This window comes from Limnohabitans sp. (assembly GCF_034680285.1).
Lineage (GTDB): Bacteria > Pseudomonadota > Gammaproteobacteria > Burkholderiales > Burkholderiaceae_C > Limnohabitans_A.
This window is the reverse complement of the sequence record NZ_JAXITC010000003.1, coordinates 229,067-248,127: the sequence shown is the minus strand read 5'-3', so window position 1 is coordinate 248,127 and position 19,061 is coordinate 229,067. Positions and strand designations below refer to the sequence as shown.

Below are 19,061 nucleotides of genomic sequence, written 5' to 3'. Positions count from 1 at the left end.
TTCTATCTCTCAGGCAAAGCTTCGCGTCAAAAGCACTGACGCATGTTTCAACAAAATTTGAGGGGAACTCCAAAACCTTTACTTCATCGAACCTTGGATGATCAAGTGAAAAAGTTACTTTTAGAGTTAAATAAATTCAGATATCGCAATAATGAAAAATTGTTGCGAAGTGTGTTGAAAGTATCAAATTTCAAGACTTTGAACCATTAGCTCTTGGGCTAGGATGAAGCACTGCTGCTCGCCAAAACGCTACTTATTAGCTCTAAAGCCAATATCCTCAAAGCCAATAGCCTATTAGGATGAATGAAAGCCAAACAAACGAACCATTCATGAAGCACGTCTACGTCATCGATGACAACGCAATCGTTGGAGAAACTCTGGGGAACACGTTGTCCCGTCTGGGATACAGCACAGAGGTTTACAACGACCCCCAAGCGTTCTTGCAAAACGCCCTGCCCGTTTCGCCCGCTACGATCTTGCTGGACATGCAGATGCCAGGCATGTCAGGAGTGGCCTTACAAAAGCAGTTGGCCAGCATTGGGCGGAAAACGCCCATCATTTTCATCAGCGGCGAATGGCAAGCCAGCGAGATCGTGCTGGCCATGAAGCAAGGGGCCGTCGACTTTTTGTTCAAACCCTTTAATTTGGAGGATTTGTTGACCGCCATCGAATCGGCCCTGAGCAAAGACCTGCAGGAATCGACCAAGGCCATGGTGAAGGTTGACCTGAGGACTCGCTACAACAGCCTGACGCCTCGCGAAAAAGAGGTCTGTGCTTTGCTGGTTCAAGGTCTGCTCAGCAAATCCATTGCCCTGAATTTGGACATCAGCAACGCCACCGTCAAGGTGCACAAATCGCGCATTCTCGAAAAAATGCAGGTAACGTCGCTTCAGCAATTGGCCCTTTGCATCACACAACTGGGCTTGAATTGAAAAGACGAATCTGGGCTCACCGAGCTCAGATGAACTTGTCGGCGAAAAAAAAGACCTCTAACCAAGTTGGTTAGAGGTCTTTTTCAGATTGATTGGTCGGCGTGGCGGGATTCGAACTCGCGACCCCTTGCACCCCATGCAAGTGCGCTACCAGGCTGCGCTACACGCCGACAAGCTGAAAGTATAACCGGATAAATGACACTTAAAGAGTCAGCATCGCTCTAATTTCTACCAGTTCTTGCTGAAGCGAATGCCCCGCTCCACTCGCTTCACCCCAACCGGCGGGCAACAAAACTGGCCGCACTGGAGCGACGCCCATCAACTCTGGGTCCATCATTTCGGAATCGTCCAAATCGACCTCCATTGGCCCCTCAGAACGACCCGCACGGTCAGATTGCACCAACTCTTGCAAGCGGTTACGCGCTCCGCTGATGGTGAAGCCTTGGTCGTAGAGCAAGTCTCTAATGCGCCGAATCATCAGCACTTCGTGGTGCTGGTAATAGCGGCGATTGCCGCGGCGCTTGACGGGCCTCAACTGCGTGAATTCTTGCTCCCAATACCGCAAAACGTGCGGCTTGACGCCGCACAATTCGCCCACTTCACCGATGGTGAAGTAGCGTTTGGCAGGTATGGGGGGGAGCAGACTGTCCATGAACGACAACAAGTTGCGTGGAAAACCTCGTAGCTTACTGCAACTCAGTCAGTCATGCGAGCCAAATTCCAACATGGCTTCTCAGAATTGAATCCAACCAAGAAATGCTGCTTCTGGATCCATCATTTTTCAGCAACAAACCTTGGAAAGGTCGGCTGTGCTTGTTGGATGCAACAAGCCTTAAGCGGTCAACTGTTGCGGTGCACCAGTTCCACGATGACGGCCAAGATCCCAAAAAAGGCCGAAAAAGCTGCGATGCCAACTGCGTAGTAGCCTGCAGAGAGACTTTTAATTTGGGAAATTTTCAATTTATTCATGATTTGCCTCGCAGTATTGTTTTACACGAGCATTGTGACCCTGAAGTCCTTCCATGTACATACCGTTGTTGCAAACCGACGACTGTGAGCAGCCTGACAAACGATGGAAACGCTGCAAACTCAAGCCTTGGTATCGGCCATGACCTTTTCGACCAAGGCGACCAGGTCTTTGCTTTTGAATGGTTTGACGATGCAGGCTGTGGCCCCAGGGACGTGGATCGTATCGATTCCCAATCGGCTGGTCACCGAATCAGGGCTACCCGAGGCGACGATGATGGGCAGACTGGGGTGTTTGATCCGAACTTGCTCGATGAAGGCCACACCGTTCATTTTGGGCATGACCAAATCCGTGATGATCATGGAAATGGGCGTTTGCTCCAACCAATCCAAGGCCTCGATACCGTCTCCAGCACCAATGACGGTGTAGCCATAAACCTCCAGCGTTTCTTGAACGCCTTCACGCAACAAGACCTCATCTTCAACGAGCAAAATAGTAGTCATAAATAGAGGTTGGAGGTTTGCAGATTCAGAAATTTATCGGTTATCAGATCTTCAAAGCATTTTACCAACTGATGGTGAAAACAAATCTCAAAAATTAGCATTTATTTGCACCCACGAAGTTTCCTCGCAAAACAGGTGTATTCCCCATTTTGAGATGATCAAAACGCCAATACGATCAAGGCCATGGCTCAAAAAACCGGTCTCATCCTCTCTGGCGGCGGCGCCCGCGCGGCTTACCAAGTAGGCGTGTTGGCAGCCATAGGGCGCATGCGGCGCGAAGCGGGAGCCGCCCAAGGCAACCCTTTCCCGGTGATCTCTGGTACGTCCGCTGGCGCCATCAATGCCGCTTTTCTGGCCAGCAATGCCGACCGATTTGACCTGGCCTTGGACGAGTTGGTCGATGTCTGGAGAAATTTTCAGGTCGAACAGGTCTACCGCTCAGACGTTCTGGGCATGATCCGATCTGGCGCACGCTGGATTTCTTTGCTCTCACTGGGCTGGTTGATTGCTCAAAAGCGCATTCGCCCCAAATCACTGCTGAACAACGACCCCTTGAGTGAACTGTTGGCTCAACGCATCGATCTGCAGCGCTTACCTGCTTTGATGGAGCAAGGCCATTTGCGCGCTTTGGCCATCACGGCCTCCAGCTACAGCACTGGCGAACATGTCACTTTTTATGACAGCCAACATGCGGTTACCCCTTGGGTTCGCAACCAACGACTGGCGCAACACGGCCGCTTGTCAAACGAGCACCTGCTCGCCAGCTCGGCCATTCCTTTCATCTTTCCGGCCATGCGGCTGGATGGACCTCAGGGAAATGCGTATTTTGGTGACGGCTCCATGCGGCAAACAGCGCCGATTTCACCCGCCATCCATTTGGGCGCTGACAAAATATTGGTCGTAGGCGCAGGCCGCATGCTCGAGCCTCCCAAAAAGGATTCGGGTGAACCCAGTTACCCCTCGCTGGCCCATATTGCTGGTCATGCCTTGTCGAGTATTTTTTTGGACTCACTGGCTGTGGACGTTGAACGCATGCAGCGCATCAACCAAACCTTGGCGCTGATACCGGAGGACAAACGCCATTCCACCCATTTGCGCCCCGTTCAATTGCTCTTGATTGCCCCCTCTCAGCGTTTGGATGTGATCGCAGCCAAGCACGCCGATGCCTTGCCCGCCACGGTCAAAAGCCTGCTGCGCACCTTGGGCGCCAGCCTCAACACGCTTCAGGGCCAAGGCAATGCACTGGTGAGTTATTTGTTGTTTGAAGCCGCATACACCCAAGAACTCATTGCCTTGGGTGAAGCAGATGCCATGGCGCAACATGAAGACATTCACCAATTTTTTGGGTGGTGTGCCCAGAACTGAATCGGTTCTGTCAGGCCATTTGTTGCCGAGTAGCGAGTGTTGATGGGGCCGAGAAGGCCTTCAACTCAGGCATGTGGGTCAAGGCCATCAGCGCATGGGCTTGTGCCGTGTTCGCGGACAGCCATTGGTCATGCAAGTGCGGCGCCATGACAACGGGTGTGCGCTTTTCATCGCCAGGCTTGTGAAATTGACGCATGACGGGGTGCTCGTCGGCGTTGACTGTCAGCATGGAAAAACTGACCAGCACTTCACCTGTCTGGGGATCTTTCCATCGGTCCCAAAGACAGGCAATGGCAAACGGATCACCCGAGGCAAGCTGAATCTTCCAGCGCACGGCTTTGCCAGATTCATAGCTGGGTTCGTAAAAATCATCGACCAACACCAGCCCAAATTGACGTTGCCGCCAGGCGGTTCTGTAACTCGGCTTTTCCGTCACCGTCTCGCTGCGAGCGTTGTAGGTGTGACGGCTGATTTTGTTGTCTTTGGCCCAAGCAGGGATCAAACCAAATTTGGCCAAACCACAAGCCACTCGCCCAGACTGGTGACTTTTGACAACCAAAGGGGCCGCGTAACCAGGGAAGGCTTCATCGGGATAGCCGGATGGCAAATCAACACCGAAGTTGTCCCTGACCCACTGGCTGCGTTTGATTGGCGTGAAATTAGTGCACACCCGTGAAGTTTACAAGTGCCTGTCAAAGCATTCACTGCAGCATGCCCTCTGAACAAGCTCTTAAAGTCATCGGACGAAACAGAACAAACAGGAGCGCCCCAAAACCACCAAATACGTCAGTCTTGCCAACAGTCATCAATTTTGATAACTTGCAGTTTTTGATTGGCTCACGGAAATCTCATGCACAAATTGATCGCCCTGCTCTCGCTCGCCATCGTGACCTTGAGTTCGCCTGCCTTTGCCGCTACCTGCGATGCACAAGCCTCAGAGAAAAAGCTCGCAGGAGCAGCCAAAAACAGCTTCCTCCAAAAATGCGAAAAAGATGCCGCTGCAGCGCTTGCAACAGCCACCACCACCTGCGAAGCGCAGGCCACTGAGAAAAAACTGGCTGGCGCTGCGAAAAACAGCTTCACCAAGAAATGCATCAAGGATTCAACTGGCGGCTGATGTCCTTGAAATGCCCAGCCCGCTGAGTTGTCGCGGGAAATGCACGGAAAAAGGTGTTCAAGGTTTCCGCATCGTGCCCCTTGAGACGGTCCGTCAGAAATAAGGGGTCACATCATTTTTTCGCGCCTGCTGCTGCAGGTGCAGGTGCAGCTGCGGCGACTTGGGGTGCCGCGCCAGCAGCTGCTTGCTGGACGGGTTTAGGCGCCAGCTGGCCTTGTGCCGCAGCAGGCGCCAAATTGGGTTGCACCAGCGGTTGGACCACGGGTTGGGCCATGACAGGCTGCTGGTTGGCTTGCGCCAGGTTGGGAGGCCTGGCCTTTGCCACTGCACTGACTTGGGAAGATGCAGCGTCATCGGCGCCCAAAGGTTTGCTGGGACTTTGGGCGTTGGTCATGTTGATGTGCTTCAGCTCATTGATGCGATCAATCATGGCGACAAAATTCGGCGAATCCGCATGGCCCAACCAAGTGTTTCGATTGGCACTGATCAAGGCAATTTGAAATGGCGAACAATTGGGGCCAAATTTTTGAAGCCAGCCTTTGGCCCTCACGCCCCGCTCATGAACATCATGAGTTTCTAAAGCAATGGCCTTCAAATCTGCAACGATGCAAGTTGCATCGGCTGTGATGGGGAGCGACCCGTTCGATTTAGGATTGTTTTGAGCTTGTGCGCCTGAAACCACAGCGAGCCATAAAAGCCCCAAACAAGTTCCGCTGACTGCATTCATTTGACAAGCCATTTGTTGATCCAATCTGATAATTAACAAATTCTAGAGCTTTTGATATTAAATGTAAGGGGCAACCCAATAACCGCACGCCATTCCAAATAACCAATCAATCCTAAACGGACAATACAAAGACCGAAAGAAGGCGAACAAAGACCGCAACAACCTCAATGGCCATGGCGTGCTTTGCCACTAGAATCAGATTTATCAATTCATAGCACCTGTTTACCCAAAGGGGCATCGGCATGGATCTCAATCAAGCGATTGGTTTGCGCAACCAGCTAAGAACTCACAAAGTCATCATGGCCTACAACGGTGCCATTTCAGATGAACTGATGTTGACATTGGCCGATTTGCTGAAAAGTCGAATGTTGGCCCAAGACGATCCCAAACGCTCCAAAACCATTTTTTCGGTTTTCATGGAGGGCGTGCAAAATTTGATTTGGCACGGTGGGGACGACTCAGACACATCGGGCATGATTTTGATCACCCAAGACCAAGGGCAAGTCACCATCATGTGCGGCAACCGGATTGCGCAAAAAGACACCCTTGAGTTGAGAGAGCGACTCAGCCAAATCGTCAACGCTGACAAAGAAACCATCCGTCAACTTTACCGTGAAGGCATGTCCAGCTCAAACGAACATGAAGGGCCTGGCGCTGGTTTGGGACTGTTGGAAATTGCCCGACGATCCAGCCAACCTATCAATTACGCCTTTGTGGATGTCGACAAAGACACTGTTGATTTCATTTTGGCCGCGACCATTTAAGGAAAAAAATGTTGCTGAACATTGCCGCCACCGACCGCACCCCTGAAATTGTCTTGAGTTCTCAACCTGCCAAGTTGAGCATCAAAGGGGAGTCCTACCCTGAGGACGTCTCAGCCTTTTATGGCCAAGTTATCCAGGCGGTCAATTCTTTGGTTGAGTCTCCAGCTGGTGAATTGACCGTTGAAATCCAACTCATCTACATCAACAGTTCCAGCATCAAAGCGATATTCAGAATCTTTGAGGGCTTCGATGAATATCGAAAAAAGGGCCAAAAGGTGGCCATCCAGTGGTTGGCTGATGAGGACGATGACATCATGCAAGAGCTGGGTGAGGATTTCATCGACCGCTTTCCCAATTTAACCATTAAGACGCTGTCCACTTGAGCAAAGATTCTTTTGACCTGTACGACCGAGAAAAGGCTCTGATTTCAGAGGGCTCAACCTTGCTTGAGTCGCAGGACTTGAAAACCCTCAAGCCTTTCGCCCAAAGGCTGTTTGATGGTTTTGTGAGCTTGTTCAATGAAAATCAAAATTTGCTGAGGCATTCTGACCGGCAAGAGCAGCGGCTGGTGAAATTGAACCAGAATTTGAAGGCCCAAACACAAGAGCTGGAACTCAAAAGGCAGACGCAAGAGTTGCTCTCGCAGCAATTGGCCAAGTATTTACCGCCTCAAATCATGTCGGCTTTGTTGTCGGGCACCTACCAATCAAAGGTCGCCACGCAAAGAAAAAAACTCACCGTTTTTTTCAGCGATATTCGTGACTTCACAGCCACTTCAGATCTGCTCCAACCCGAAGCCTTGACCGAGTATTTGAACGAGTACTTCTCGGAAATGACCGAGATTGCGATGGCCCACGGCGCCACCATTGATAAATACATTGGCGATGCGATGATGGTCTTCTTTGGCGACCCAGAAAGCAAAGGCCACCAAGAAGACGCGCAAGCCTGTGTTTTGATGGCAATGGCCATGCAAGCGCGAATGAAAGAACTGGCGGTCCGATGGAAAAACAAGGGGTTTGAAAACCCCTTTGTGATTCGGATTGGCATCAACACGGGTTACTGCAATGTCGGTAACTTCGGCAGCGACCAGCGCCTCAGCTACACCATCATTGGCGGCGAGGTCAATTTGACCCAACGCTTGGAATCCCACTCAGATCCAGGCGGCATCTTGATGAGTTACGAAACCTATTGCTACGTTCAAGATTTGGTTGAGGTGGAAGAACGCCAGCCGGTCAAAATGAAGGGCATTGCCCGTGATGTGAAAACCTTCGCGGTCTTGGGGCCCAAGCAAATCCAGACCCCTAAATCCGTGGCCTTGAACCATCAGGCTGGCGTCAACATCGATCTGGACGTGTCCACTTTGACACCTTCCGAACGCCAGCAATTGGCAGAACAACTGCGCGCTGTGGCGAACCAAATTTCGTGAAAATTGCCCAACATCTCCTTGGGGAGCCAACACATGATTAATCCAGCGAAGTCTTCGTTCGAGGTTTCTGGGGCCTTCTTTGCGGCAGCGGTTGAAACGCTCAAAGAATTCAACCACTTGGGTCAGTCGGTTTTGGCCAAACACAACATCGACTCGATTGATCGAACGCTTTTTTATCCCAATCAGCTGCGCGTCGATTTGTTTGAAGCTGTTTATGAGCGGTTTGGTGATGCTGGATTGACCTGGATTGGATTGGAGTCGCCCAGACAGTTTTTTTCGCCAGAAGAACTCGCTCGCTCCCCACTGCAGCTTCGACTCAACGAGCCCGAGTACCAGTTCGAGGGGAGGCTTCATTCCAACCCTGTTGAGTTGGAGCAATTTTTTCAAAATTTTTTGAACGCCTATTGTGAGGAAGTGACCAAGATTCTGGTGGCTTCGACTTTGCAAGCCGATTACCCTGTCGGGCAGTTTTTACGTCGCCATCCATCGGGATTGCCTCTCCATTACCTCATTCAACTCAACTCCAAATTAGCCAAGCCTTATTCGCTCTGGTCACGAGGCACCATTCAGTTCAACTTGCGCTTGCAATTACCAGATGGTTGGGACTTTCAATTAACGCTCAACAAAGAACTGACCCACGAGTTGGTGTCTCATTCGGAGTATTTCTTTGATTTGGTACTCATGCCCATGGCGCCTGATCAAAATCGGGCCTATTGCGTGTTGAAAGATCGGCTCGAATGCAGAGAGGCTCTTCTGAAAGCCGCATTAGACCAAACCTTCAAGCAAGAACAAGCCCTCAAACGAGTCCATGATAAAACCATGGAGTCAATTCGTTATGCAGCAGCAGTTCAGCTCAATCAATTGCCCAAAGTGAGCCCAAGGCACGGATTCAAAGACTTTGCCGTCCTTTGGGAACCCAAGGACACCATTGGAGGCGACACCTGGTGGTTGTCTTCAGAAGATTCGCCAGGACCTGTGACACTGGCCGTGATCGATTGCACTGGACACGGTGTGCCAGGGGCCATGACGGCCATGTTGGTGAGCAACACTTTGACCCGATTGTTTGCAGAGGATCCTTTTTGCACTTTGGAGACTGCAGCCGCTGGCATAGGCCAGTCCCTGGTTCAGTCCTTTGGTAGTTTTGACCAAAACAGCGATGTGGCCAACGGCTGCGATTTGGTTTTGATTCAGCAGGTGCCTCAGTCCCATCAACTGCGACTGGGGCTGGCGGGCATCGATGTCATGCACTACCGAAACGCCCAAAAGAAGCTCGATTGGATAGAGTCGCCCCGCAATGGCATTTCAGCCAAGCCCAGCGCAGACCTGCCAATGGCGATTCGTCACATCGACTATTCAGTAGGAGACCGCTTACTCATCACCACCGATGGCCTGACCGATCAAGTGGGGGGCGGTGAAAGACTGCGTTCATTCGGTTATGGCCGAACCAATGCCATTTTTGAGTCAACCCACGACAAATCGGTCAATGAGGTTTTGGAAAGTCTGATGATCGGCATGGATACTTGGCGTGGCACTCACGAACGCCGAGACGATGTGACGCTGGTTTGCATTGACCTTTGAATTTGTTTGAATTTCCAAATACGGCCCATACTTCTCTAAACCAATAAAAAAAGCACTTAGAGGCATCTCTAAGTGCTTTTTTAATTGAGAAATTTTGGTGGGCGATGCAAGTTTCGAACTTGCGACCCCTGCAGTGTGAAAACGCCAACATTTCACCTTTTTCCCCATTAAAAACAACAACTTAGCTGATTTCAACAGGGTCAAAGTAGTATACTTGTAGTATACCAATTTAATTATAAAGTGATATTTTAAAATTTACTTTGTGACGCCGACTGTAAACCAGTGTCATTTCTTTTTACGGTGCTAGTTTTTTAAGCACCTCTCACATGTCATTGTTGCTCAGAAACGGCTCAATGTATATAGAGTTTTTGCACGGGCTGGCTCAATGTGTATAGAGTTTCAAGCCACAGACCGGCAATGTGCATGGAGTTTTGGTTCGCACTGGCCAATGTATATAAAGTTTTGATGGCGACGATTGAGCACCCTCTTCCTATGAGTTGGGCGCCGCAGGATGGGGATTGATTTGTGCGCGCTCGATCCAACGTCAATGTACAGAATTTGATGTCAGTTAAATCGTCGGAACAATTCCATAGCTGTGATCAAGTGTCATTTTTTTACGCTGAGAAATTTTCGAGCCACAACTTTCAAGCGAGTCACACGTAGAGCCGTCGATCAATGTATATAAATTTTTTGTTTGAAGTGCCCGATGTGCATGAAGTTTGTGATTTGTACTTCGACCTACCCCCTTCGCTTTGCTGACGATTAGCGGCAGGGAGCTCATAAATTTCACCTGCGCCGATGACTCACCAGGTTATTTTTTATAACTGCAATGCAGCGGTAGCTGTCGGTCAGAGTTGATGCTTGACTAGCTGCTGCCGGCCACATGCAGCCCGCTGCACTGCAAAGGCCCGTTCGGGCCGAACGTGGCCATGAGCACGTATCCGCCGGGCTTGACTGAGCCTCGTACCAGATCAACATATGCCTGCCGAGCGGCTGGATCGGTCAAGAAATGAAACACCGCACGGTCGTGCCAAAGGTCAAACTTCTTGTCTCCGAAGTTGTAGCGCGTGATGTCCCCAACATGCCAGTTCACTTGCTGAGCTTTCGCGCCTAGACGGCGTTTGGTGAAATCGATCGCAGCTGCGGAAATGTCGAGCACCGACAGGTCAAGGCAGTGACGGTGCAAAAGATCATCCACCAAGGTGGACTCACCTCCACCAACATCGACAATAGCCGCAGTCTTGTCTGGACACAGTTGTTCAATCAGGCGCAGTGACTCGCCCAGATGAGGCGCGTACCAACTCACCGCATCAAAACTTTTACTTCGATAGACGTTTTCCCAATGGTCGGTTGGATGAACCATGTAGCACCTGACTGTGGATGCGTTGCTTGAGCAATAATATTAGACATCGCTTATGGAATATGCAACTATGAAAAAACTACTCTGCACCGCAATGCTCATCCTGTTGGCTGGTGCGCCTGCTGTCGCCAATGACAAAGCCAAGCTGATGGACGAATTGTCAGGCTACCTGGAGTTTGTGGATTACGGTGGCGGCACCATTTTTGCAGAGCAAATTCCCAAGAGCGAGTACAGCAAGATGATGATCATCGACGCACGGGACGCCGCGCAATTTGCCAAAGAGCACATGCTTGGGGCGGTCAACATCGAGTGGCGCCAGGTCCTGGCCAAGAGTTCAAGCATCCCTAAGGACAAAGCTGTGCTGATTTATTGCAACACAGGCAGTCTGTCTGCCCAGGCAGGCTTTGCGCTGCGCGTGTCGGGCTGGGAAAACGTCAAGATTCTCCAGGGTGGATACGCCGAGTGGAAAGCCAAAGGTGGTCTTGACGCCAACGCACGAGCCAGTGGTGCAGCGCCCAAGCACTGACTTGATCGCTCAAGACTAACAGTTATTGACACGCATGCGTGCAACTGATCGCTCGCATGTCTTGGCTATAGCCTTCAGCTTGGGACTGCATGCGGCGGTCTTCGCTCTGGCCAGTGGTTATCAATTTGGCTTTCGCACCACACAGAAAGCGCCGCCTGATACCCAAGTCGTCTTCATGCAAATCTTGCCGCCGCCGCAAGAGCAAGTGCCTTCCAAGGATCAAGAACATTCGCCAGTGGCGAAGCCATCGGCCGAGAAACCACCAGTCATTACTGAAGCCGCTGACTCGCAAGATAAGCCACCGCCAGCTAAAGAACCAGCCCGCATGGCTGCCCCGCCCGCGCCCACGGCTGACGAATGGGCCTTTGCGGCCAAATACACAAACAAAAACAGCAAGGGCTACCGCTACAGCTGGGGGCAACAGGTTCGCAGCATGATGGGGCCGGCGGTTGAGGGCCCTGATCAGGGCTTCGTGCGTTTCAGAATAGAGATTGCGCCTGATGGCACGCTCGCCAAACTGGAAACGCTGTGGACGACCTCTGAAGTGGCCGAGCGATTGGCCCGACAGGCAGTCGAGTCCATGCCTGCCTTGCCTCCTACTCCTACCGGTAAGCCCTTGATATTTGAAAAAACTATTTCGTTCACACCCTTCGCATCAGACGGTCCTCCAAGCTACAAGGAAGACTGCTTGCCAGACCCGCCTGTATTCCGTAACCCGTTCGCATGGGATGGCAAATCACCTCAAGTACGGGCAAAGCCGCAAAAGGTCGAAAAGCTGGACCCGCAGGCTCTGGAGGAATGTTTGAAGCAACTTCCCCAAGACTCGATTGAGGCTGAAACAGCGCGCGACCAGCGCATCATGGATCAATGGGGTAGCAGCAAAACTGGTCGCTAATGTTTTACAAATAAAACGTAGCTCTCCTAAGTTAATCAAGAGAGCGTCCCTCACCTTTTTCCTCCACCGTCTGTCCATCACGAATGTGATAGATGCGCTTGAAGGTTGGGATGATCTTTTCGTCATGTGTCACCACGATGATGGCCGTCTGTGCAAGACGGGCCATGTCGTTGAGAATTCGAATGACAGACAGCGCCCGCTCACTGTCAAGAGGTGCGGTTGGCTCATCAGCCAAAATCACTGGCGGCTTGTTTGCCAATGCACGGGCGATTGACACTCGTTGCTGCTCACCACCAGATAGCTGAGAAGGTTCAGCCTTTGCGCGATGCAACACATCCAAAGAGGACAACAATTCAAGTGCTCGTTTTCTAGCAATTTCATTGGGAATGCCAGCCAGCATAGGCAGCAATGCGACGTTATCAGTGACGTTCAAAAAAGGAATGAGGTACGGCGCTTGGAACACAAATCCAATCCGATCGCGTCGTAAGGTTCGTAAGTCTGGGATCTTCCAGCCGTCTTCGAAAATCACTTCGTTGCCTAAAGTCATTCGGCCCGACGTAGGCTCGATGATGGCGCCTAAACATTTCAGTAAAGTACTTTTGCCTGAGCCAGATGGTCCAACAAGTCCAACCACCTCACCTGGAGAAACTTGCATATTGACGCTTTTCAAAGCCTCTACAGCCGTGTCTCCATGTCCATAGACTTTGCGCAAATTCTCGATACGGATGCCACCTGTTTGGTATGTCATGTCGTACGCCTCAACTGATGGCCTGCGCCGGATCAACACGCAAGGCCACTCGAATAGCCATCGTGCTGGCCAGTGCACAGATGAGCATCGTTGCCCCAAAACCAACAATCGCATCTTGCGTCAAGAGCAATACAAACTTAGGAAACACTGGTGCCCAAATCGTGGCAGCTACCTTGCCGACCACAAAGCCGATCACCCCTAGGCCTAGTGCCTGCTGCAAGATCATGGCCGCAATGGTGAGGTTGCGGGTGCCGATCAGCTTAAGCACTGCGATCTCGCGGATCTTGCCCAGCGTCATGGTGTAGATGATGAACGCCACAATCGCCGCACTCACCACCGTCAGGATGGCCAGAAACATGCCGATTTGTTTGGCCGAGGTGGCAATGAGTTTGTCCACCAGGATGTCTTCCATGTCTGCACGAGTGAACACGGTCAGGTGCTTCCAGTGCTGGATCGGCTCGGCCACACGCTCTGCACTCCAGCCATCGGCCACTCGCACCAGCACGGCATTGACGTTGCGGCTGCTGGTCTGCAGGTTCTGTACTGCATCAAGCATGCCCGGCACTGCCGGCCGATTGAAGGCGGGGTTGGCGGCTGTGCGCACCCGGTCGTTCACGATGGCGTCGTTGTCCTTGAGGAACTGCGCTTCCTGCGCGTCCTTGATGGGGATAAACACCATCGGATCCCCTCCGGATGAGACCATGCGGCGCGTCAGGCCTACCACCTCGTAGGTGTGACGCCGGATTTGCACCTTATCGCCCAGCGTCAGTCCGGTCTTGATGTCCACAACTGCCTCGTAGTGGCTGCGTGTGAGATGCCGGCCTGCCAACAAATGGCCCGGTTGTCCAGGCAAACCGGCGATTCCAGGCGCGATCCCTACAACCATGGCCCGGGCTTCCTTGCCCCCCACGGCCTTGACCTGCATGGTGAAGTAAGTGATGTTGGCCGCCATGGCCACCCCTGGCATGCCCGCAATGCTGCGCACCACATCGTCCTTCAGGCTGGACGATTCTGCGTACGGCCCCTGCGTATCCTTTTGAACCACCCAGAGGTCGGCACCGCTGTTGTTGAGCAGGGCCTGCGCATCGTCAACCATGCCGCGAAACACACCTGCCATGGTCAACGTCACGCCAATGAGCAAACCCAGCCCCAACCCGGTGAGCACGAACTTGGCCCAGCTGTGCTGAATGTCGCGCGCAGCCAGGCTGATCATGGCTGGGCCTTGTTAACCAGCGAGTTCACCACCTTGAAGCGGGTTCCGACCGACAAGGGCCTGTCGCTGTAGACCACCACCGTGTCGCCCGAGGCCAGGCCGCTCAGTGCCTGCACGCGACCGTCCGGGCTGGACGCGCCCCACTGAACGGACACAAAGTTCAGCGCGCCGTCTTTAAGCCGCCACGCGCCTGTGCGGCCTTGGTGCGTCTGCACACTGGCCTGCGGCACCACCAAAGCCGGGTCTGTCTCTTGTAACTGAAGCGTGACTTCGGCCATCTCACCGATCGACAGCGCTGCTGGAATCTGGTCGAACATCACTTGTGCGATGCGCTCCTCGGTCACTGCATCGGCCTGCAGCTCCACCCGCTCCACCCGGCCGGCCAGCACCTGCTGCATCCGCGAGCGTAAGGTGATCTGGGCCGGCAAACCCACTGCGAGACCGCTTGAGCGCGCCTGGTCCACACGCAGCTTCACCCAGAGGCTGGCGGGATTTGCCAACCGGACCACGGCCTGGCCCGCCACCACCGTGCTGCCGGCTTCGGCATCGCGGCTTAGCACCACCGCATCGGCGGGGGCGATCAAGCGGGTGTTCTGTTTTTGCTGCACGGCGGCAGCGCGCTCGGCCTGCAAGCGCTGGGCGTCCTGTCGGCTTGCTTGCAAGTTGGCCTGGGCTGCTTCGAAGGCAGCCTGAGCAGACTTGAGTTCCTGCTCGCGCCCCTCTAGCGCAGACGGGCTGATGAAGTTCTGACGGGCCAGTTCCTTTTGCCGGTTCAGATTGGTGGTGGCCAGATCGCGCCGTGCTCTGGCATCGGCCAGTTGTGCCTGAGTTGCTGTCTGCACACTGCTGGCCTTGGACAAGGCAGCTTCTTGCGCCTGCAGGCGCTGGTCCAGGTCCACCGGATCCATCTCGGCAAGAAGCTGACCTGCTTTGACCGATTGCCCCACATCGACATGCACGCGCAAGACACGCCCAGCCATCGTGGGTCCCATCAACCAGCTCTGACGAGCTTCGACAGTGCCAACACCGAAAATTGAGGGTCTCAAGCTTTCACTCTTGACTTGTATTACTGTGACATTGATGGGGGCGAGTGGCCCCACATTAGTCGCAATAAATCCTACAGCCATGAGCACCATCACTACACCGGTCGCGACCAAGACTTGCCGCTTATTGATTTTTCTGAATGTCATCGGTGCTACTTTCGTCAGTTTCTTTGTTTGGGCAAGAGACCTGCCTCATAGAGGTTGAATACGGCTTTCCCCTGGCTCGCTAAGTCGCGCAGCTTGCCAGTAACCAGAGACTGAATGACGAGTCCCTGAACTGCTCCCATGAAGAGGACCACAGCTGACGCGGGGTCCACCTCGGATGCCAGTAGACCCTCTTCACGGGCTCGGGTCAGCAATTGGGCGATCAAAGTCCGGTAGTCGGCCATAAGGTGCTGCACCCTTGTCTTGAGCGGGGTGGTTTTGGCATGCTGCAGCTCCTGAAAAACAAGACGTGGAACGCCCGGGTACTGCTCCACAAAATTGATGTGGGCCATGAACACGGCCCGCAGAGCCTGCAAAGCGTTAGCCTGACGAGTTTGAGCTGCTTGCTGTAGCCGCTCCATCAAGGTCTCGTGCGCCCAATCGACAACAGCCAGCCAGATGGTCTCTTTGCTGTCGAAATGCCTGAAAACTCCCCCTTGGGTGATGCCGATTGCCAAAGCCAGATCACCCGTGGTAATTTCGGTCGGGCTGCGCTCAGCAGCTAACTCCAAGGCCGCCTGGATCAGTTCTGCCTGGCGGTCTTCGGTTTTGAGCTTAACTCTTGTAGGAGGGATCATAAATAAGTAATTGATGAATTACTTTAGCATAATTTGCGAGCCAAGCAAAATTAGCCTAGAAGCACACTAGCGAATCAAATTGCAGTGGGGCTTGATATGCCTTCATAGAAAAGGACCGCGCGATTGACTGCTTTGTCGCAGCCCCGATGACGGCTTGGGGTCGGCTACTGCCCGTCATCGGGCTGGACTGGGTGCCTGCTTCCAGCCTGAAGAAGCCACTTTATTGGGATTTGATTTCAATCCTGGCCTGCTCTTGCGATGCAACTGTCATCGAAGGACCATGTCGGGTTGAGCTGCGCTGTTGAAGCACTGACCGATTGCCACCGCACTTGTTGTGCCTCCAGAAGTGACATGTGATCCAGGTGGCCATATCTGCGGAGCAACATGGTCTGATCCCGATGCCCGAGAATTTGAGAGGCCACCCCAACACCCACGCCATTCCTCAACAGCGATGCAGCGACCCAATGTCGTATGTCATGCACGCGTAAATCTGGACGACGCAACATGCTCGTCATGCTGCTCCACTTCTTTCGATAGCAAATGGGCGTGATGCCGTTCTTGCCCGCAAAGATCAATCGATCCCCAGAACCCGCAGTCAATGCAGGTTTCAAACGTTTGGCCAATGCCATTGTTTCTGGCGTAAAGAACAGTGTGTGTGAATCCCCGTTCTTGGTCCTGGGCACGATGAGTTTGCCGCCAACGATATCAAGTTCTTGCCATGACCTTTGAAGCAGCTCACTCTTGCGTGCGCCAGAGTCCACCAGCATCCAAACGAACAGCGTGAACAAGCGATCCCTGCCCATTTTTGCGGCCAGGCGCAAAGACAAAATATCCTGCTCTGACGATGCAACGTAACGGATTTTTTCCTCAAAGCGCTTGACGGCAAGTGTGGGGGAAATGAATCCTCTTGGAGCCATCCGACGATTCACAACAGCCCATCTATAGACTTGTCCCAGTGCACCGATGTCGCGGTTAACCGTGGAAGTTGCGTACCCTGCCTCAACCAACGCCTCTGCTGCCTTTTGCAGCCGTTCACTGGAAATGGACCATGCCGATTCGTGACCGAAACCATGGACTGGATCGCACCATTTTCTGAGCCGCAGCTCCAGTTCAAGACGGGGTTTTGCAAGCGAATGCGCTTGAACCAGTTCAGCCAACGTGACGTCAACGGGAACCAAAGATGAAGCCGCATCCGCTGCAGCTTTGAGATCGATGGGGTGTTTGAATTTGGGCATGGGGTTTCCTAGAACACTGCCTTAGAAAACCTAAAACAAGTGTGAAGAAAACCCTAACAGCCGTTGATTTGGAAGAGGAAATTCCAAAAGTGGTGGGCGATGCAGGGTTTGAACCTGCGACCCCTGCAGTGTGAAAACGCCAACATTTCACCCTTTTCCCCTTTAAAAACAACAACTTAGCTGTTTTCGACTGGGTCAAAGTAGTATACTTGTAGTATACCCATGTAATTATAAAGTGATATTAGAATTTCACTTCTGTGACGCCAGCTGTAAACCAGTGTCATTTCTTTTTACGGTGCTAGTTTTTTAAGCACCTCTCACGGTGTCATTGTGGCTCAAAAACGGGTCAATGTATATAGAGTTTTTGCTCGGGCAGGCTCAATGTATATAAAGTTTTCGCTCGAACAGGCTCAATGTATATAAAGTTTCGCGCCGCAGACCGCCAATGCATATGGAGTTTTGCAGACCACCACCGCCCTACTCTAAAAGTCAGAACTACACGCCTCGCCCAACAACCATGTCAGCTTAAACCAAGCTTTTGATCGACTGCCCGCGTGATCACTACTTTTCATGAAGTCACGTGCGATGCAGGTGAGCCTTTCATACGCTAAGTTTGGCCTTGAAAAGGCCCAATGTATATAAAGTTTTGTTCATCGAACCCGGAGAGTATCGAACTTCTAAACTGCACCACTGGCCCACATGCAGCCCTACATCCAGGTTGACGACGAGTTTTTCAGAACATATCATGCAGCATGAACGCATGAACCTTAAGGAAACCGCAATGTCCAACACAGCAACTGACAGCAAGATGGTCAAATCCATCGGCGCAAGTGGACAAATCTCTTTAGGCAAAGAGTTCGCGGGAAGACAAGTCCTGATTGAGTCGCCAGCTAAAGGTGTATGGATCATTCGGACTGCCACCATAACCCCCGATCATGAGCCTTGGCCTGAAGAAGAAAAGGCTCAAACTGGACTCAAAAAAGGCCGTACCGGCAAGACACCATCACCCGATCAAACGTCACGAAAAAAATCTCAGGCCTGAGGGCATCCAAGGTTTTTACAAAAATGACATTTGTCCATGGAGCAAGATAAAAATGATTGACCTGTTCGCCGCTTTAGGCTTTCGCTGGAACCGCGAAAAAATTCCTCAACAGATTCCTACCCATTCGATTGATCGGGTGACTTTTCATTTCCATCGAATGCTCACTACGTATGTTTGGGACGCATCAGTGCTTGAAGGCAATCCCTTTACGTTTCCAGAAGTCAAAACTTTGCTTGAAGGTGTGACGGTCGGTGGCCGGAAAATTTCCGATCAAGAACAAGTACTGAACTTGGCCGAAAGCTCCAAATACCTGCTGTCACTTGTCAAAGCTGGAAAGTTCAAGCTGGACAAAATCACATTCACCCAGCTACATGGACTGGTAGCAAAAAATGAAGCGCTGGAATGGGGACATTTTCGTGGAGAAGGTCTAGAGACTAACTACACACCCGACGTTGGCCTAGGTCCTGAAGGTCGCTACACGCCACTACCCACTGTGCCCGGAGCCCCTGAGCTCAACCGTGTTTTTTCCGAAGGCCTGGAAGCGTTAACCAATACAGTCGAAAGTCCATTTGAAAGAGCTGCTGCATTTTTTCTGTTCGGAGCCTTGCAGCAGTTCTTTTTTGACGGCAACAAACGCACATCACGCTTCATGATGAATGGAATTTTGATGTCCTCCGGTATGGATGCCATCAGCATTCCAGCGGCAAAAGCGCAAGACTTTAACGAAAAAATGGTCCGTTTCTACATGGCCAAAGACGCCACTGAAATGATGGAATTTTTAGTTAGCTGTCATCCAGATGCCATCACCATTCAACAAAACAATCCGCAAGTGGATTGA

22 protein-coding genes and 1 tRNA gene are annotated in these 19,061 nt (G+C 52.1%); 11 read left to right on the top strand and 12 right to left on the bottom strand.

The window, feature by feature from the left end:
* Positions 1 to 329: 329 nt before the first annotated feature.
* Positions 330 to 932 carry a response regulator transcription factor gene (locus tag SWE17_RS04500; RefSeq protein ID WP_322991910.1) on the top strand — a complete coding sequence of 201 codons (603 nt, stop codon included), beginning with the start codon at positions 330 to 332 and terminating at the stop codon, positions 930 to 932.
* A gap of 93 nt (positions 933 to 1,025) precedes the next feature.
* Here SWE17_RS04500 and SWE17_RS04495 read toward each other — a convergent pair.
* The 4 genes from SWE17_RS04495 to SWE17_RS04480 form a co-directional block, all read right to left on the bottom strand.
* A tRNA-Pro gene (locus SWE17_RS04495) sits at positions 1,026 to 1,102 on the bottom strand.
* Positions 1,103 to 1,134: 32 nt separating this feature from the next.
* Positions 1,135 to 1,584 (bottom strand): MerR family transcriptional regulator, encoded by a 450-nt coding sequence (locus SWE17_RS04490; RefSeq protein WP_322991909.1) that lies wholly within the window; start codon positions 1,582 to 1,584, stop codon positions 1,135 to 1,137.
* Between the two features lie 188 nt (positions 1,585 to 1,772).
* Positions 1,773 to 1,901 (bottom strand): hypothetical protein, encoded by a 129-nt coding sequence (locus SWE17_RS04485; protein ID WP_322991908.1) that lies wholly within the window; start codon positions 1,899 to 1,901, stop codon positions 1,773 to 1,775.
* Positions 1,902 to 2,021: 120 nt separating this feature from the next.
* On the bottom strand, positions 2,022 to 2,402 hold the full coding sequence (locus SWE17_RS04480; RefSeq protein ID WP_322991907.1) for a response regulator: 381 nt from the start codon (positions 2,400 to 2,402) through the stop codon (positions 2,022 to 2,024).
* 183 nt (positions 2,403 to 2,585) lie between these two features.
* Here SWE17_RS04480 and SWE17_RS04475 point away from each other — a divergent pair, with 183 nt between their 5' ends.
* Positions 2,586 to 3,767 (top strand): patatin-like phospholipase family protein, encoded by a 1,182-nt coding sequence (locus SWE17_RS04475; RefSeq protein ID WP_322991906.1) that lies wholly within the window; start codon positions 2,586 to 2,588, stop codon positions 3,765 to 3,767.
* A 10-nt stretch (positions 3,768 to 3,777) separates the two neighbouring features.
* Here SWE17_RS04475 and SWE17_RS04470 read toward each other — a convergent pair whose 3' ends face one another.
* A complete protein-coding gene (locus tag SWE17_RS04470) occupies positions 3,778 to 4,374 on the bottom strand; it encodes an SOS response-associated peptidase (RefSeq protein WP_322991905.1) in 597 nt (198 codons plus the stop codon).
* A 243-nt stretch (positions 4,375 to 4,617) separates the two neighbouring features.
* Between SWE17_RS04470 and SWE17_RS04465 the strand changes: the two genes are divergently transcribed.
* Entirely contained in the window at positions 4,618 to 4,884 is a 267-nt protein-coding gene (locus SWE17_RS04465; RefSeq protein ID WP_322991904.1) for a hypothetical protein, read from the top strand.
* A 112-nt stretch (positions 4,885 to 4,996) separates the two neighbouring features.
* On the opposite strand, the gene SWE17_RS04460 is transcribed toward SWE17_RS04465, so the two are convergent.
* Positions 4,997 to 5,314, bottom strand: coding sequence for a hypothetical protein (locus SWE17_RS04460; protein ID WP_322991903.1), 318 nt, complete (start codon positions 5,312 to 5,314; stop codon positions 4,997 to 4,999).
* Positions 5,315 to 5,853: 539 nt separating this feature from the next.
* Between SWE17_RS04460 and SWE17_RS04455 the strand changes: the two genes are divergently transcribed.
* Genes SWE17_RS04455 through SWE17_RS04440 form a run of 4 tightly spaced genes read left to right on the top strand, consistent with a single transcriptional unit; the run spans position 5,854 to position 9,379 of the window.
* Entirely contained in the window at positions 5,854 to 6,375 is a 522-nt protein-coding gene (locus SWE17_RS04455) for a SiaB family protein kinase (RefSeq protein WP_322991902.1), read from the top strand.
* An 8-nt stretch (positions 6,376 to 6,383) separates the two neighbouring features.
* Positions 6,384 to 6,758 (top strand): DUF1987 domain-containing protein, encoded by a 375-nt coding sequence (locus tag SWE17_RS04450; RefSeq protein ID WP_322991901.1) that lies wholly within the window; start codon positions 6,384 to 6,386, stop codon positions 6,756 to 6,758.
* On the top strand, positions 6,755 to 7,801 hold the full coding sequence (locus SWE17_RS04445) for an adenylate/guanylate cyclase domain-containing protein (protein ID WP_322991900.1): 1,047 nt from the start codon (positions 6,755 to 6,757) through the stop codon (positions 7,799 to 7,801). Before SWE17_RS04450 ends, SWE17_RS04445 begins: the two co-directional genes overlap by 4 nt.
* A gap of 33 nt (positions 7,802 to 7,834) precedes the next feature.
* Positions 7,835 to 9,379 (top strand): PP2C family protein-serine/threonine phosphatase, encoded by a 1,545-nt coding sequence (locus SWE17_RS04440; RefSeq protein WP_322991899.1) that lies wholly within the window; start codon positions 7,835 to 7,837, stop codon positions 9,377 to 9,379.
* 865 nt (positions 9,380 to 10,244) lie between these two features.
* Here SWE17_RS04440 and SWE17_RS04435 read toward each other — a convergent pair.
* Positions 10,245 to 10,742, bottom strand: a complete 498-nt coding sequence (locus SWE17_RS04435) for a class I SAM-dependent methyltransferase (RefSeq protein ID WP_322991898.1) — start codon at positions 10,740 to 10,742, stop codon at positions 10,245 to 10,247.
* A 67-nt stretch (positions 10,743 to 10,809) separates the two neighbouring features.
* Here SWE17_RS04435 and SWE17_RS04430 point away from each other — a divergent pair, with 67 nt between their 5' ends.
* Both SWE17_RS04430 and SWE17_RS04425 read left to right on the top strand, forming a co-directional pair.
* Entirely contained in the window at positions 10,810 to 11,265 is a 456-nt protein-coding gene (locus SWE17_RS04430) for a rhodanese-like domain-containing protein (protein ID WP_108312933.1), read from the top strand.
* A 34-nt stretch (positions 11,266 to 11,299) separates the two neighbouring features.
* Positions 11,300 to 12,160 (top strand): hypothetical protein, encoded by an 861-nt coding sequence (locus tag SWE17_RS04425; RefSeq protein ID WP_108312934.1) that lies wholly within the window; start codon positions 11,300 to 11,302, stop codon positions 12,158 to 12,160.
* Positions 12,161 to 12,191: 31 nt separating this feature from the next.
* Here SWE17_RS04425 and SWE17_RS04420 read toward each other — a convergent pair whose 3' ends face one another.
* The 5 genes from SWE17_RS04420 to SWE17_RS04400 form a co-directional block, all read right to left on the bottom strand.
* Positions 12,192 to 12,908 carry an ABC transporter ATP-binding protein gene (locus SWE17_RS04420; RefSeq protein ID WP_108312935.1) on the bottom strand — a complete coding sequence of 239 codons (717 nt, stop codon included), beginning with the start codon at positions 12,906 to 12,908 and terminating at the stop codon, positions 12,192 to 12,194.
* A 10-nt stretch (positions 12,909 to 12,918) separates the two neighbouring features.
* Positions 12,919 to 14,121, bottom strand: coding sequence for an ABC transporter permease (locus SWE17_RS04415; protein ID WP_108312936.1), 1,203 nt, complete (start codon positions 14,119 to 14,121; stop codon positions 12,919 to 12,921).
* Positions 14,118 to 15,257: an efflux RND transporter periplasmic adaptor subunit gene (locus tag SWE17_RS04410; protein ID WP_322991936.1), complete on the bottom strand. Its 1,140-nt coding sequence runs from the start codon at positions 15,255 to 15,257 to the stop codon at positions 14,118 to 14,120. The genes SWE17_RS04415 and SWE17_RS04410 overlap by 4 nt, the downstream gene beginning before the upstream one ends.
* Positions 15,258 to 15,325: 68 nt before the next feature.
* The gene (locus SWE17_RS04405) at positions 15,326 to 15,946 is read right to left on the bottom strand and encodes a TetR/AcrR family transcriptional regulator (RefSeq protein WP_108312938.1); all 621 of its coding nucleotides are present in this window, start codon (positions 15,944 to 15,946) and stop codon (positions 15,326 to 15,328) included.
* A gap of 236 nt (positions 15,947 to 16,182) precedes the next feature.
* Positions 16,183 to 17,181: a site-specific integrase gene (locus SWE17_RS04400; RefSeq protein ID WP_322991897.1), complete on the bottom strand. Its 999-nt coding sequence runs from the start codon at positions 17,179 to 17,181 to the stop codon at positions 16,183 to 16,185.
* A 745-nt stretch (positions 17,182 to 17,926) separates the two neighbouring features.
* Between SWE17_RS04400 and SWE17_RS04395 the strand changes: the two genes are divergently transcribed.
* Positions 17,927 to 18,223, top strand: coding sequence for a hypothetical protein (locus SWE17_RS04395; RefSeq protein ID WP_322991896.1), 297 nt, complete (start codon positions 17,927 to 17,929; stop codon positions 18,221 to 18,223).
* On the top strand, positions 18,117 to 19,061 hold the full coding sequence (locus SWE17_RS04390; protein ID WP_322991895.1) for a Fic family protein: 945 nt from the start codon (positions 18,117 to 18,119) through the stop codon (positions 19,059 to 19,061). Before SWE17_RS04395 ends, SWE17_RS04390 begins: the two co-directional genes overlap by 107 nt.

Excerpts from the sequence above, each read along its gene's own strand:
- SWE17_RS04500 (WP_322991910.1), top strand. The coding sequence starts at position 330 with ATGAAGCACGTCTACGTCATCGATGACAACGCAATCGTTGGAGAAACT.
- SWE17_RS04490 (WP_322991909.1), bottom strand. The coding sequence starts at position 1,584 with ATGGACAGTCTGCTCCCCCCCATACCTGCCAAACGCTACTTCACCATC.
- SWE17_RS04485 (WP_322991908.1), bottom strand. The coding sequence starts at position 1,901 with ATGAATAAATTGAAAATTTCCCAAATTAAAAGTCTCTCTGCAGGCTAC.
- SWE17_RS04480 (WP_322991907.1), bottom strand. The coding sequence starts at position 2,402 with ATGACTACTATTTTGCTCGTTGAAGATGAGGTCTTGTTGCGTGAAGGC.
- SWE17_RS04475 (WP_322991906.1), top strand. The coding sequence starts at position 2,586 with ATGGCTCAAAAAACCGGTCTCATCCTCTCTGGCGGCGGCGCCCGCGCG.
- SWE17_RS04465 (WP_322991904.1), top strand. The coding sequence starts at position 4,618 with ATGCACAAATTGATCGCCCTGCTCTCGCTCGCCATCGTGACCTTGAGT.
- SWE17_RS04460 (WP_322991903.1), bottom strand. The coding sequence starts at position 5,314 with ATGATTGATCGCATCAATGAGCTGAAGCACATCAACATGACCAACGCC.
- SWE17_RS04455 (WP_322991902.1), top strand. The coding sequence starts at position 5,854 with ATGGATCTCAATCAAGCGATTGGTTTGCGCAACCAGCTAAGAACTCAC.
- SWE17_RS04450 (WP_322991901.1), top strand. The coding sequence starts at position 6,384 with ATGTTGCTGAACATTGCCGCCACCGACCGCACCCCTGAAATTGTCTTG.
- SWE17_RS04440 (WP_322991899.1), top strand. The coding sequence starts at position 7,835 with ATGATTAATCCAGCGAAGTCTTCGTTCGAGGTTTCTGGGGCCTTCTTT.
- SWE17_RS04435 (WP_322991898.1), bottom strand. The coding sequence starts at position 10,742 with ATGGTTCATCCAACCGACCATTGGGAAAACGTCTATCGAAGTAAAAGT.
- SWE17_RS04430 (WP_108312933.1), top strand. The coding sequence starts at position 10,810 with ATGAAAAAACTACTCTGCACCGCAATGCTCATCCTGTTGGCTGGTGCG.
- SWE17_RS04425 (WP_108312934.1), top strand. The coding sequence starts at position 11,300 with ATGCGTGCAACTGATCGCTCGCATGTCTTGGCTATAGCCTTCAGCTTG.
- SWE17_RS04420 (WP_108312935.1), bottom strand. The coding sequence starts at position 12,908 with ATGACATACCAAACAGGTGGCATCCGTATCGAGAATTTGCGCAAAGTC.
- SWE17_RS04415 (WP_108312936.1), bottom strand. The coding sequence starts at position 14,121 with ATGATCAGCCTGGCTGCGCGCGACATTCAGCACAGCTGGGCCAAGTTC.
- SWE17_RS04410 (WP_322991936.1), bottom strand. The coding sequence starts at position 15,257 with ATGGTGCTCATGGCTGTAGGATTTATTGCGACTAATGTGGGGCCACTC.
- SWE17_RS04405 (WP_108312938.1), bottom strand. The coding sequence starts at position 15,946 with ATGATCCCTCCTACAAGAGTTAAGCTCAAAACCGAAGACCGCCAGGCA.
- SWE17_RS04400 (WP_322991897.1), bottom strand. The coding sequence starts at position 17,181 with ATGCCCAAATTCAAACACCCCATCGATCTCAAAGCTGCAGCGGATGCG.
- SWE17_RS04395 (WP_322991896.1), top strand. The coding sequence starts at position 17,927 with ATGCAGCATGAACGCATGAACCTTAAGGAAACCGCAATGTCCAACACA.
- SWE17_RS04390 (WP_322991895.1), top strand. The coding sequence starts at position 18,117 with ATGAGCCTTGGCCTGAAGAAGAAAAGGCTCAAACTGGACTCAAAAAAG.